This window comes from Streptococcus mitis (assembly GCF_946188585.1).
GTDB lineage: Bacteria > Bacillota > Bacilli > Lactobacillales > Streptococcaceae > Streptococcus > Streptococcus mitis_DG.
In genome coordinates this window covers 224,000-236,758 of the sequence record NZ_CAMHVI010000001.1, presented here as the reverse complement: position 1 = coordinate 236,758, position 12,759 = coordinate 224,000, and the positions used below count along the sequence as shown (strand labels likewise).

General features: G+C 35.3%; 15 protein-coding genes and 1 other annotated feature. All 15 genes read left to right on the top strand.

The window, feature by feature from the left end:
• Positions 1-229 precede the first annotated feature (229 nt).
• Positions 230-709, top strand: a complete 480-nt coding sequence (locus N8M66_RS01155) for a hypothetical protein (protein WP_261045101.1) — start codon at positions 230-232, stop codon at positions 707-709.
• Positions 706-1,248 (top strand): hypothetical protein, encoded by a 543-nt coding sequence (locus N8M66_RS01150; RefSeq protein ID WP_261045100.1) that lies wholly within the window; start codon positions 706-708, stop codon positions 1,246-1,248. The genes N8M66_RS01155 and N8M66_RS01150 overlap by 4 nt, the downstream gene beginning before the upstream one ends.
• A gap of 11 nt (positions 1,249-1,259) precedes the next feature.
• A complete protein-coding gene (locus N8M66_RS01145) occupies positions 1,260-1,823 on the top strand; it encodes a hypothetical protein (RefSeq protein ID WP_261045098.1) in 564 nt (187 codons plus the stop codon).
• Between the two features lie 113 nt (positions 1,824-1,936).
• Positions 1,937-2,941: a hypothetical protein gene (locus N8M66_RS01140; protein ID WP_261045096.1), complete on the top strand. Its 1,005-nt coding sequence runs from the start codon at positions 1,937-1,939 to the stop codon at positions 2,939-2,941.
• Complete coding sequence (locus N8M66_RS01135) at positions 2,938-3,918, top strand: hypothetical protein (protein WP_261045094.1); 981 nt, start codon at positions 2,938-2,940, stop codon at positions 3,916-3,918. The genes N8M66_RS01140 and N8M66_RS01135 overlap by 4 nt, the downstream gene beginning before the upstream one ends.
• The gene (locus N8M66_RS01130; protein ID WP_261045092.1) at positions 3,915-4,886 is read left to right on the top strand and encodes a hypothetical protein; all 972 of its coding nucleotides are present in this window, start codon (positions 3,915-3,917) and stop codon (positions 4,884-4,886) included. The genes N8M66_RS01135 and N8M66_RS01130 overlap by 4 nt, the downstream gene beginning before the upstream one ends.
• 190 nt (positions 4,887-5,076) lie before the next feature.
• Positions 5,077-5,646 (top strand): GNAT family N-acetyltransferase, encoded by a 570-nt coding sequence (locus tag N8M66_RS01125; protein ID WP_261045090.1) that lies wholly within the window; start codon positions 5,077-5,079, stop codon positions 5,644-5,646.
• A 66-nt stretch (positions 5,647-5,712) separates the two neighbouring features.
• On the top strand, positions 5,713-6,363 hold the full coding sequence (locus N8M66_RS01120; protein WP_261045088.1) for a helix-hairpin-helix domain-containing protein: 651 nt from the start codon (positions 5,713-5,715) through the stop codon (positions 6,361-6,363).
• On the top strand, positions 6,347-8,587 hold the full coding sequence (locus tag N8M66_RS01115) for a DNA internalization-related competence protein ComEC/Rec2 (RefSeq protein WP_261045086.1): 2,241 nt from the start codon (positions 6,347-6,349) through the stop codon (positions 8,585-8,587). Before N8M66_RS01120 ends, N8M66_RS01115 begins: the two co-directional genes overlap by 17 nt.
• A gap of 358 nt (positions 8,588-8,945) precedes the next feature.
• A complete protein-coding gene (locus tag N8M66_RS01110; RefSeq protein ID WP_261045084.1) occupies positions 8,946-9,533 on the top strand; it encodes an ABC transporter ATP-binding protein in 588 nt (195 codons plus the stop codon).
• A 3-nt stretch (positions 9,534-9,536) separates the two neighbouring features.
• Positions 9,537-10,721, top strand: coding sequence for a hypothetical protein (locus N8M66_RS01105; protein ID WP_261045083.1), 1,185 nt, complete (start codon positions 9,537-9,539; stop codon positions 10,719-10,721).
• 160 nt (positions 10,722-10,881) lie between these two features.
• Positions 10,882-11,013: a sequence feature (ribosomal protein L20 leader region), on the top strand.
• A gap of 15 nt (positions 11,014-11,028) precedes the next feature.
• Positions 11,029-11,559 carry a translation initiation factor IF-3 gene (gene infC, locus N8M66_RS01100; RefSeq protein WP_000848180.1) on the top strand — a complete coding sequence of 177 codons (531 nt, stop codon included), beginning with the start codon at positions 11,029-11,031 and terminating at the stop codon, positions 11,557-11,559.
• 32 nt (positions 11,560-11,591) lie between these two features.
• A complete protein-coding gene (rpmI, locus tag N8M66_RS01095) occupies positions 11,592-11,792 on the top strand; it encodes a 50S ribosomal protein L35 (protein ID WP_001125943.1) in 201 nt (66 codons plus the stop codon).
• Positions 11,793-11,843: 51 nt separating this feature from the next.
• Entirely contained in the window at positions 11,844-12,203 is a 360-nt protein-coding gene (rplT, locus tag N8M66_RS01090; RefSeq protein ID WP_000124834.1) for a 50S ribosomal protein L20, read from the top strand.
• Between the two features lie 57 nt (positions 12,204-12,260).
• Positions 12,261-12,641 (top strand): VOC family protein, encoded by a 381-nt coding sequence (locus N8M66_RS01085; RefSeq protein WP_247931743.1) that lies wholly within the window; start codon positions 12,261-12,263, stop codon positions 12,639-12,641.
• Positions 12,642-12,759 lie beyond the last annotated feature (118 nt).

Genomic DNA, 12,759 nt, shown 5'->3' with positions numbered 1-12,759 from the left:
TGGAATCAATCTTTTTAAAACTAGCCAGCATTCAATAGTGGAGACATAGCGTTTATTGCTTAGATTTCTATCCTTGGATGATACGGAAGCAATGTTTGAGTGTACATCAGATAAGAAAAAAGGAGACTCTCTTGGACGAAAATAAAATTATAAAGTTAAAGGACGTTGAATTTGTAGGCATTGGTAATTTTGAAGGGGAAACAGTTTTTTTGATAAGAAAACAGACAAGATGTTCTTAGGTCATTCTAAAACAAAGTTTAAAGTGTCTCCTATCGCTTTCTCAACAGGAGTAGCACTTATCCTTTATGTGATTGTAAGAGAAATAACAAAAGTTCAGGTGTTTAGTGGTTTTTGGCCCTTGACTTTTGGTTTTTTTCTAATGATCATTATCTCCAAACTTCTCTATAGACCAGCTTTGAATGAAGAATTAGTTATTAGTCCTTTTGTGCTTTCAAACATTGATATGATAACTTTTCTTAAAAAAGAGAAGAAAAATATAGTTAAGAGCCATCTAATTATATTATTGGCATTTCTTTTTCCAGTGCTTTTTTCTATAGTTTATTTATTGACTTCTAATTTTTTGTTTTTGTTTTTAGCCATTTTATTTTTTATGTTCCCCCTATTGTTATTAAACACGAAACCAATACAGAGATTTAAAGTGGTTCATATGTTAGACAAAAAATATTCCACTAAGGAAAAGGATTCATGAAAAAATATTTAAAAAATATGGTTCTGATAGGAACAATTGATAAAAATCCAGTTTATTTTGCTAATGAAGATTCTAGTTTATATATAGTAAGAAAAAAGACTTCTTTTTTGGAAACTGCTGGAAGTAGCTTGATTATGATTCTTTATGTCATAATTGGAAAAGTTAATTCCAAATACTATTTAACCATTCTGGGAAGATATCAATTTTTAATGATAGGCATCCTGATTTCCTTTATAACAGCCTTTGTTGTTTGTTATGTTACGTACCATCGTGAGAGGCAAGTTGAAAAACTTCAATTAGAGGAAAATGCAATGAGGGACTTCGTGTTAAGAGAGCGAAAGAATATCTTTTTGACCTATTTATCTCTTATCATATTACCACTAATTATAATATTCTTTGCATACCTCTTTATCACATATGGTAATCTTCCGTGGGGAGTTGTTTTAGTTTTATTTATGACTATATATTTTATGTTCTTTTATAATAAAATCTTCCAAAGAGGAAAAATCATAAATGAACTGTATAAAACTTATAAATGAGAAATTTAATTATGAAAAGTAACACTAAAAATTTCATTGCCCTAGGTATATATCAGGAAAAATCTGTCTACTATAACAATGAAAATCATCAACTGTTATATTCAACAAAGGATAAAACTATTGGAGCAACTGCCATTACTGGTTATAGTTCAATTGCTCTTGTTTTATATATTGTTTTAAGAAGTATAAGTAAAAATGGTAAAGTACCAACAGATTTTCGGTTGCTGTCTTTGGTCCTTGCTTATATTATCATTAGTATTGGTAGCAGTCTATTCCTTTATTATGTTTTAAATCGTGTCATTGAGTTAGAAGAATTTCAAATTGATTTAAGAAATTATCAAAACTTTTTAAAGCAAGAAAAAAGGAATGTTTTAATACTATATATAACGATAATCTGTTTTTTGCTTATAGGCATAGTGACTGCTGCAATTTTTATAAGTTCGGGTAATTATATTAGTCTTGTATTAACTTTATCATCATATTTTATCGTATACACTATTTTAAATACCAAATTGATTAAACGCAGCATGATATTGAGACAGTTATATAAAGAATTAGAAAACAAAGATATTTAATTGGAAGATCGAGTTCTATAGATTTTTTTATTTATCGAAAAATTAGAATAAGCTGATTAAGCTACGAGTTTTAATGAAACGGACTTAGAGTTAGGTCAATTTAGGAGGTTAATGTGAAAGAAAAAACAGTGAAAGAAGTTGAAGAATTAAATAAAGCTTATTTTAAAATCTTAGCGAATACTCGCGCATCAGCAAGTATGATGTTTATTTCGTTTACAGGAGTATTTATATTAGCACTAGAAATTTTCGTTTTTTATTACTATTTTGATACAGTCGCTACAATAAATCCATTTATGAATTGGTTCTTTGATTTACTCTTGATTTCTTGTTTCTACCTTATTATTGCATTTTTCACTCCATTAGTTGGTCTCTTTGTATATAAGAAGCAAATTTTGTCAACAATTTTTCTGCTACTAGTCTATATGGTCATATACTTTTCTCTGCAGTTGATGATGCTTTTGATTATATTTACTTCTATTTCAACGAAGGAATTTACTATAGGATTCTCTCTATATTCTCCAATTTTTATTCCATTCTTGTTAATTTCTACAGTTTGTGGCTTTATTTATCAATATTTCTGGTTAAAACGCCAGTTAAAAAAAGGTTTTTCTACAAATAGAACAATGGGTAATTATTTTGCAAAATCCAGTGCTTATAGTAAGAACTCTCTTCTTATTATTTTTATAGTTTCTATGATAGGCGGTCTTCTTTCAGGTAAGTTGATACTTATTTTTGGAATTCTTGGAGCTCTTCTTTTCAGCTATGCATTTTCTCAATTGATTACAGAAGTTGCCTACCTTTTATACCTAAAAATTCAGAGCAAGGAGTATTGGGAAGATGTTCCTACTAAAAAAGAGACTTTTCGAGATTTATTTAAGGGTTTCAGTTTAAAGAAAGCAAAAATTCGTATCTCACTTGAGATGGTAGCTTTTGCAATATTATTAGGGATTATTAATTATAGTGGTTATTCAGATGAGAGCATTAAGCGACCTATTTGGCTGGTCTGGAGTGTTAAATTGTTCATCTATGCAATAGAACTGGATATTTTGGGAAGTTTTATTCTTTATGTCATAAAAAAAGTAAATACTAGATTCAAAAAAGGAAAGAAAAAACAGTGAAAGAAGTTGAAGAATTAAATAAAGCTTATTTTAAAATCTTAGCGAATACTCGCGCATCTGCAAGTATGATGTTGATTTCATTTACAGGAGCTTTCGTTTTGGCATTGTTTCTGCTTTTCCAATATTTTTATTTTGTTAAAGGCTACGGAATAAATCCTTTGGAAAATTACTTTTTTGATTTTGTTTTGATTTATGTTATTTATCTTGTCGTGGCAACCTTTATTCCGCTAGGAATGACATTTATTTATCGTAGACAGATTTTATCAACCATATTATTACTTTTATCTTATATAGGTATTTTTTTATCTTTGATACTTATATCTTATATTATTCTTGTTTATTCAGGGACTAATTTGCAAGAATACAACGAACGTTCATTATACACCATTCCTTTTTTGTTAATCTGTACAGTTGTTGGTTTTGTTTATCACTATTTTTGGCTAAAAAGAGAGTTAAAAAAAGGTTTTTCTACCAATAGAACAATGGGTAATTATTTTGCGAAATCTAATGCCCACAATAATAATTCTCTTCTCATTATTTTTACAGTTTCCATGCTAGGCGGTCTTCTTTCTGGTAAGTTTGCGATAGTTTTAGGAATTCTAACAGCGGTACTTTTTATCTATGGCTTCTCCCAACTCATCATAGAAGTCGCCTATCTTTTATATCTAAAAACTCAAAACAAGGAGTATTGGGAAGATGTGCCTACGAAAAAAGAGACTTTTCGAGATTTATTTAAGGGTTTCAGTTTGAAGAAAGCAAAAATTAGAATTTCCCTTGAGATTTTGTTTTGTTCAATATTCCTAGGTATTATGTATAATATAGGCTATTTTAGTCCTAGTTCATACACCCCCCTTTGGCTTATTTGGCTTGGGAGAATATTTATAATTTTGATAGGGCTGGATATTTTGGGGAGCTTTATTCTATCTATGATGAAAAGATTAGAAACTGGATTCAAAAAAGGAAAGAAAAAACAGTGAAAGAAGTTGAAGAATTAAATAAAGCATATTTTAAAAGCTTAGCAAACACTCGCGCATCTGCAAGTATGATGTTGATTTCATTTACAGGAGCAGTCATCTTTGGAGTAGAGCTATACCTAATTGATTTTGGTCTGCAAAAGTCATCGAACATATTTTTTAATTTTATTTTATTATATTCGGTCTATCTTATAGTGGCAACTGTGATTCCACTAGGGATGAGTTTTATTTATCGTAAACAAATTTTATCAACTATATTATTACTATTATCGTATATAGGAATTTTCTTATCGTTAATGCTAACGTGTTATATTTTGCTTACAGTTAATAATAATGGCTTTCAAGAGTTTAATGAATCGTCAATACCAGTCATTTTGTTTTTAGTGATCTCTACAGTTTGTGGCTTTATTTATCAATATTTTTGGTTAAAGCGACAACTGAAAAATGGTTTTTCTGCTAGACGAACGGTGAGAAATTACTTTGCCAAATCCAGTGCCTACAGTCAAGAATCTATTCTCATTATTTTTATGTTAGTATTGTTAACCAGTGCTTTTTTAGGGAAGTTTGCTATGGTTTTAGGTATTACAAGTACACTCCTTTACTGTTATGCTTTCCCCCAATTGATTATTGAAGTAGCCTATCTTTTATATCTTAAAACTCAAAGCAAGGAATATTGGGAAACAGAACCGGACGGAGAGGTCAGTTTTAGAAATTTATTCAGAAATTTATTTAAAGAATTTAGTCTGAAGAAAACTAAAATTCGCATTCCTCTTGAAATATTTTTACTTCTTCTTATTATTTACATTGATGGGGGAAATGCCTACATCAATGTATTTATTAATCAAACACGTTGGCTGCTTTGGCTTATTAGAATATTTATAATCTCAATAGGACTAGATATTTTGGGAAGTTTTATTCTTTATGTCATAAAAAAAGTAAATACTAGATTCAAAAAAGGAAAGAAAAAATGATAAATCTTCATTGTCAGTAGGACTCTGAATTATGTAATTATTGATTTTAAGAAACATTTAGAAATGCTTCCAAATACCAGAAAACTCTCTGCTCTAGAATCAGTTATCTGGTATTCTTTGTTCGCGCTTCTTGTTGTAACTTCTTTTTTATGCTAGACTGGTAGAAAATATTTTTAAATGGTGGAGAAGTATGGAATCAATCTTTTTAAAACTAGCTCAGTATCCCATAGTCGAGACTGAGAGTTTATTGCTTAGACCTGTAACCTTGGATGATGCGGAAGCAATGTTTGACTATGCCTCGGACAAGGATAATACACGCTACACTTTTCCAACAAATCAGAGCCTAGAAGAGACCAAGAATAACATTGCTCAGTTCTACTTGGCCAATCCCTTGGGACGGTGGGGAATCGAACTAAAAAGCAATAGTCAGTTTATCGGAACTATTGATTTGCACAAGATTGATCCTGTTCTTAAGAAGGCAGCTATTAGCTACATTATCAATAAAAAGTATTGGAATCAAGGTTTGACGACAGAAGCCAATCGTGCCGTGATTAAGCTGGCTTTTGAGAATATTGGAATGAACAAGTTGATCGCCCTTCACGATAAGGATAATCCCGCATCTGGCAAGGTCATGGAGAAATCAGGCATGCGTTTTTCACATGCAGAACCATATGCTTGTATGGACCAGCATGAAGAAGGCCGAATCGTTACAAGAGTTCATTATGTCTTGACCAAGGAAGACTATTTTGCAAATAAATAAGCAGTTGAAAAGAAATTTTCGACTGTTTTTTCTTCCTCTTACGAATAATCTAAGAGAGGAGAAAATATGGAAGTAATTATCGAGAAAATCAAAGAGTATAAAATAATTGTCATTTGTACTGGTCTGGGCTTGCTTGTAGGAGGATTTTTCCTGCTAAAACCAGCTCCACAAATACCTGTTAAAGAGACGAATTTGCAGGCTGAAGTTGTAGCTGTTTCCAAGGATTCATCGACCGAAAAGGAAGTGAAGAAGGAAGAGAAGGAAGAACCACTTGAACAAGATTTGATTACAGTAGATGTGAAAGGTGCTGTCAAATCGCCGGGTATTTATGATTTGCCAGTAGGTAGTCGAGTCAATGATGCAGTGCAGAAAGCAGGTGGATTGACAGAAGAAGCGGATAGCAAGTCGCTCAATCTAGCTCAGAAAGTTAGTGATGAGGCTCTAGTTTACGTTCCAACTAAGGGTGAAGAAGCAGCTAGTCAACAGACTGGTTCTGGGACAGCTTCTTCAACGAGCAAGGAAAAGAAGGTCAATCTCAACAAGGCAAGTCTGGAAGAACTCAAGCAGGTCAAGGGACTGGGAGGAAAACGAGCTCAGGACATTATCGATCATCGTGAAACAAATGGGAAATTCAAGTCGGTCGATGAACTCAAGAAAGTCTCTGGCATTGGTGCCAAGACCATAGAAAAGCTAAAAGATTATGTTACAGTGGATTAAGAATTTCCCCCTTCCCCTAATTTACCTGAGTTTTCTGTTGCTTTGGCTTTACTACGCTATTTTCTCAGCATCCTATCTTGCTTTGTTGGGCTTTGTTTTTCTGCTAGTCTGTCTCTTTATCCAATTTCCGTGGAAGTCTGTTAGAAAAGTTCTAGTGATTTGTGGAATCTTTGGTTTCTGGTTTCTGTTTCAAAATTGGCAACAGAGTCAAGCGAGTCAAAATTTGGCGGATTCTGTTGAAAGGGTGCGGATTTTGCCTGACACTATTAAGGTCAATGGTGATAGTCTGTCCTTTCGTGGTAAGCATGATGGACGCATTTTTCAAGTCTATTATAAACTCCAGTCCGAGGAGGAGAAAGAAGCCTTTCAAACTTTAATAGACCTTCATGAGATAGAACTTGAAGGAAAACTTTCGGAGCCAGAAGGGCAGAGAAATTTTGGTGGTTTTGACTACCAAGCCTATCTGAAGACTCAGGGAATTTACCAGACTATCAATATCAAAAAAATTCAGTCACTTCAAAAGGTTGGCAGTTGGGATATAGGTGAAAACCTGTCCAGCTTACGTCGAAAGGCTGTAGTTTGGATCAAGACGCACTTTCCAGACCCTATGCGCAATTACATGACGGGGCTTCTATTAGGACATCTGGACACCGACTTTGAGGAGATGAATGAGCTTTATTCTAGTCTAGGAATTATCCATCTTTTTGCCTTGTCGGGCATGCAGGTAGGCTTTTTCATGGATGGATTTAAGAAACTTCTCTTGCGATTGGGCTTGACTCAAGAAAAGTTGAAATGGCTGACTTATCCCTTTTCCCTTATCTATGCGGGCCTGACAGGGTTTTCAGCATCGGTCATTCGCAGTCTTTGGCAAAAACTATTGGCTCAACATGGCTATAAGGGATTAGATAATTTTGCCCTGACTGTGCTTGTTCTCTTTATCGTCATGCCTAACTTTTTCCTGACTGCAGGAGGAGTTTTGTCCTGCGCTTATGCTTTTATCTTGACTATGACCAGCAAAGAAGGAGAGGGCCTAAAGGCTGTGACCAGAGAAAGTCTAGTCATTTCCTTGGGAATATTGCCCATTCTGTCCTTCTATTTTGCGGAATTTCAACCTTGGTCCATCCTTTTGACCTTTGTCTTTTCCTTTCTATTTGACTTGGCCTTCTTACCGCTCTTGTCTATCTTATTTGTCCTTTCATTTCTCTATCCAGTCATTCAGCTTAATTTTATTTTTGAATGGTTGGAGGGGATGATTCGCTTTGTATCACAGGTGGCAAGTAGACCGCTTGTCTTTGGACAACCCAATGCATGGCTTTTAGTTTTATTGTTAATTTCCTTGGCTTTAGTATATGATTTGAGGAAAAACATTAAAAGGCTAGCAGTATTGAGCTTATTGATTACGGGTCTCTTTTTCTTGACCAAGCATCCACTGGAAAATGAAATTACCATGCTGGATGTGGGGCAAGGCGAAAGTATTTTCCTACGGGATGTAACTGGTAAGATCATTCTTATAGATGTCGGCGGCAAGGCAGAATCTAGCAAGAAAATCGAAAAATGGCAAGAAAAGACGACGACAAGCAACGCCCAGCGAAGCTTGATTCCCTATCTAAAAGGTCGAGGAGTAGCCAAGATTGACCAGCTGATTTTAACAAATACAGACAAGGAGCATGTTGGAGATTTGTTGGAGGTGACCAAGGCTTTCCATGTAGGGGAGATTTTAGTATCAAAAGGTAGTCTGAAACAGAAGGAATTTGTGGCAGAACTACAGGCAACTCAAACCAAGGTGCGTAGTGTGACAGCAGGAGAGAACTTGCCAATTTTTGGAAGTCGGTTAGAAGTCCTGTCTCCAAGGAAAATTGGAAATGGAAATCATGAAGATTCCCTGGTTTTGTATGGAAAACTCTTGGATAAAAACTTTCTTTTCACAGGAAATTTGGAGGAAAAAGGAGAGAAGGACTTGCTGAAGCAATATTCAGACTTGAAAGTAGATGTTTTGAAAGTTGGCCAACATGGTTCTAAAAAATCATCAAGTTCAGCCTTTCTAGAACAGATCAAACCAGAGATGACTCTCATCTCAGTTGGAAAGAACAATCGAACGAAACTCCCCCATCAGGAAACCTTGACACGACTACAAGATATCAATAGTAAAGTTTACCGGACTGACCAGCGTGGAGCTTTACGGTTTAAAGGGTGGAATAGTTGGAAGATTGAAAGCGTTCGTTAGGAAGGACAAATATTATATATTAGTAAAATAAACTAAAAATCTGTTGCATGATAATGATAAAAACGATATAATGAAAGCGTCTTCAATATTAATGATATAAAACCATTAAAAATTAGCAAAAGTCGTTTAATTAGTTAATTTTTGATTGTTGGTCTTTTTCAGTTTAGTGTATCTATTGTAAGCGTTCTTAAAAGTTATCGGTATGATTAGAAAATATAGTACGAATTATCACAGTCTCGTTATGATAGATATGATGAGTATAACGTTGATAGTGGTTGAAATTACGATTTTTTAGAGACATAAATTATTACAACTGTGATTGTTAATCTTTCAAGAGTGATAAAAAGGAGGGCTAGATATGTTGCAGCTTACTCATGTGACCTTAAAAACGCGACAAGTCATCTTACAAGATGTTGATTTTACATTTGAAAAGGGTAGGATTTATGGTATTCTTGCTATAAATGGCTCTGGAAAGACGACACTGTTCCGCGCCATTAGCAATTTAATTCCTATAAGTAGCGGAAATATCGCAGTCTCTCCTTCTTTGTTTTATTATGAGAGTATTGAATGGCTGGATGGAAACTTAAGTGGGATGGACTACCTTCGTCTTATCAAGAACATCTGGAAGTCAGGGCTGAACTTGGGGGATGAAATTACCTATTGGGAAATGTCTGACTATATCAGCCTTCCCATTCGCAAGTATTCCTTAGGCATGAAGCAACGCTTGGTGATTGCCATGTATTTCCTCAGTCAGGCGAAATGCTGGCTTATGGATGAGATTACAAATGGCTTAGATGAGTATTATCGACAGAAGTTTTTTGATAGGCTAGCACAAATCGATAGACAAGAGCAGCTGGTTCTTTTAAGTTCCCACTATAAGGAAGAGTTGGTTGATGTCTGCGATAGAGTAGTAACCATTCATCGGGGAAAGATAGAAGAGGTTTAGTTTATGAAAGATGTTGGTCTATTTTTATTAAAAAAAGTTTTCAAAAGTCGCTTAAACTGGATTATCTTAGCTTTATTTGTATCTGGACTCGGTGTTACCTTTTATTTTAATAGTCAGACTGCAAACTCCGTCAGCTTGGAGAGCGAGTTGGAAACCCGTCTTGTAAAAGATGAGAGAGTCATCAATGAATATGAAGAGAAACTCTCCCAAATATCTGATACCAACTCGGAGGAATACCAGATTGCTAAAATTAATTTAGAATCGCAAAAAAATCTTTTTACTCAAAAGAAAGAAATTCTGGCTTTGTTAAGAGAAGGACGCTGGAAAGAAGCCTACTATTTGCAGTGGCAAGATGAGGAAAAGAGTTATGAAATTGTATCGAAGCAACCGACTTCTAGTTCTGACTTTAAAATGGCGGTTGACCGCGAACGAAAGACTTACCAAGCCCTATATCCCTTGAACATAAAAGCCCACAATTTAGTTTATCCGACCCACGGGATTGATCAGATTGTCTGGATTTTAGAGCTTATCATCCCAAGCTTGTTTGTGATTGCGATTATTTTTATGCTAACGCAACTATTTGCAGAAAGATATCAAAATCATCTGGACACAGCTCAGTTATATCCTTTTTCAAAAGTGGCATTTGCCATGTCCTCTCTTGGAGTTGGAGTGGGCTATGTAAGTGTACTATTTATTGGAATCTGTGGTTTTTCTTTCCTAGTGGGAAGTCTGATAAGTGGTTTTGGACAGTTAGATTATCCCTACCCGATCTATAGCTTAACGAATCAAGAAGTAACTATTGGGAAAATACAGGATGTGTTATTTCCTAGCTTGCTCTTAACTTTCTTAGCTTTTATCGTCATTGTGGAAGTCGTCTACTTGATTGCTTACTTTTTCAAGCAAAAAATGCCTGTCCTCTTTCTGTCACTTATTGGGATTGTTGGCTTATTGTTTGGAATCCAAACAATTCAGCCTCTTCAAAGGATTGCACATCTGATTCCCTTTACTTACTTGCGTTCAGTGGAGATTTTATCTGGAAGATTACCTAAGCAAATTGATAATGTCAATCTGAATTGGAGCATGGGGCTAGTCTTACTTCCTTGCCTGATTATTCTTTTGCTAGTGGGGATTCTATTTATCGAAAGCTGGGGAAGTTCACGGAAAAAGGAAGTTTTTAATAGATTCTAGCTTTCCTATACAGAAAATAAGAAAAAACTAACATAGAGAGGGAATCACCTTGGTTCTCTCTTTTTGATGCGGAAACCAAGACAAAATACAAACACAAACTTTTCAAAAAAATAACTTTTTATCTTGACAAGGGCTAGAAAACTTGGTATCATATAAAAGTTGAGAAAAGCAGAAGTGAGAGCTTCTCGCCTTGTGACATTAAGTTGCCTGGCCCTACGGATGAAAAGTTTCTAAGAAACGCTATCATAACGTGCGGGCTTGTATATTTACGAGTCCGCTATTGTTTTTCTCTAATAAAACAAAAGAGGTGAAAACCATAGCAAAGCAAGACTTATTCATCAATGATGAGATTCGTGTACGTGAAGTTCGCTTGATTGGTCTTGAAGGAGAACAGCTAGGCATCAAGCCACTCAGTGAAGCGCAAGCTTTGGCTGATAACGCTAATGTTGACCTAGTATTGATTCAACCCCAAGCCAAACCGCCTGTTGCAAAAATTATGGACTACGGTAAGTTCAAATTTGAGTACCAGAAGAAGCAAAAAGAACAACGTAAAAAACAAAGTGTTGTTACTGTGAAAGAAGTTCGTCTAAGTCCAACGATTGACAAGGGTGACTTTGATACAAAACTTCGCAATGCACGCAAATTCCTTGAAAAAGGAAATAAAGTTAAGGTATCTATTCGCTTTAAGGGTCGTATGATTACCCATAAAGAGATTGGTGCAAAAGTTTTAGCCGAGTTTGCTGAAGCAACTCAAGATATTGCCATCATCGAACAACGTGCTAAAATGGATGGACGTCAAATGTTCATGCAATTGGCGCCAGCGACTGACAAAAAATAATTGTCAGAAAGTTAAATAAAGGAGAAAAAATCATGCCAAAACAAAAAACACACCGCGCATCAGCTAAACGTTTCAAACGTACAGGTTCTGGTGGACTTAAACGTTTCCGTGCTTACACTTCTCACCGTTTCCACGGAAAAACTAAGAAACAACGTCGTCATCTTCGTAAAGCATCTATGGTGCATTCAGGAGATTACAAACGTATCAAAGCAATGCTTACTCGCTTGAAATAATAGCTTGACTGTAAGTAAACAATTCTAGGAAATATTTGGAGGAAATAAAACATGGCACGTGTTAAAGGTGGCGTTGTATCACGCAAACGTCGTAAACGTATTCTTAAATTAGCAAAAGGTTACTATGGAGCTAAACACATCTTGTTCCGTACTGCAAAAGAACAAGTAATGAACTCTTACTACTATGCATACCGTGACCGTCGTCAGAAAAAACGTGACTTCCGCAAATTGTGGATCACTCGTATCAACGCGGCAGCTCGTATGAACGGACTTTCATACTCACAATTGATGCATGGATTGAAGTTGGCTGAGATCGAAGTTAACCGTAAAATGCTTGCTGACTTGGCTGTTAATGATGCAGCAGCTTTCACAGCTCTTGCAGATGCAGCTAAAGCAAAACTTGGTAAATAATAACTGATAAGACTGGAACAGGATTGTCCCAGTCTTTTTAAAAATAAAGGAGAAAATATGGCTTCAAAAATGCTACATACTTGCTTGCGGGTAGAAAATCTTGAAAAATCAATTGCATTCTATCAAGATGCTTTTGGATTTAAAGAATTGCGTCGCAGAGATTTTCCAGACCATGCCTTCACGATTGTCTATCTAAGTCTTGAGGGTGACGACTATGAGTTGGAGTTGACTTATAACTACGATCATGGTCCTTATGTGGTTGGAGATGGGTTTGCCCATATCGCCCTCAGTACACCTGATCTTGAGGCTCTTCATCAAGAGCACAGTGCAAAAGGTTATGAAGTGACTGAGCCAAATGGTCTACCAGGAACTGCACCTAACTATTACTTTGTCAAAGACCCTGATGGATACAAGGTCGAAGTCATTCGTGAAAAATAATCTCGTGAGGTCAAGTAGAATGTTCGTTTTCTACTTGACTTTTTTTAGCTGAAAGAGTATACTAATAAAAATTTAACCTTTAAGGGGAGTCCAGAGAGACTCACAAGGTGTCAGATAA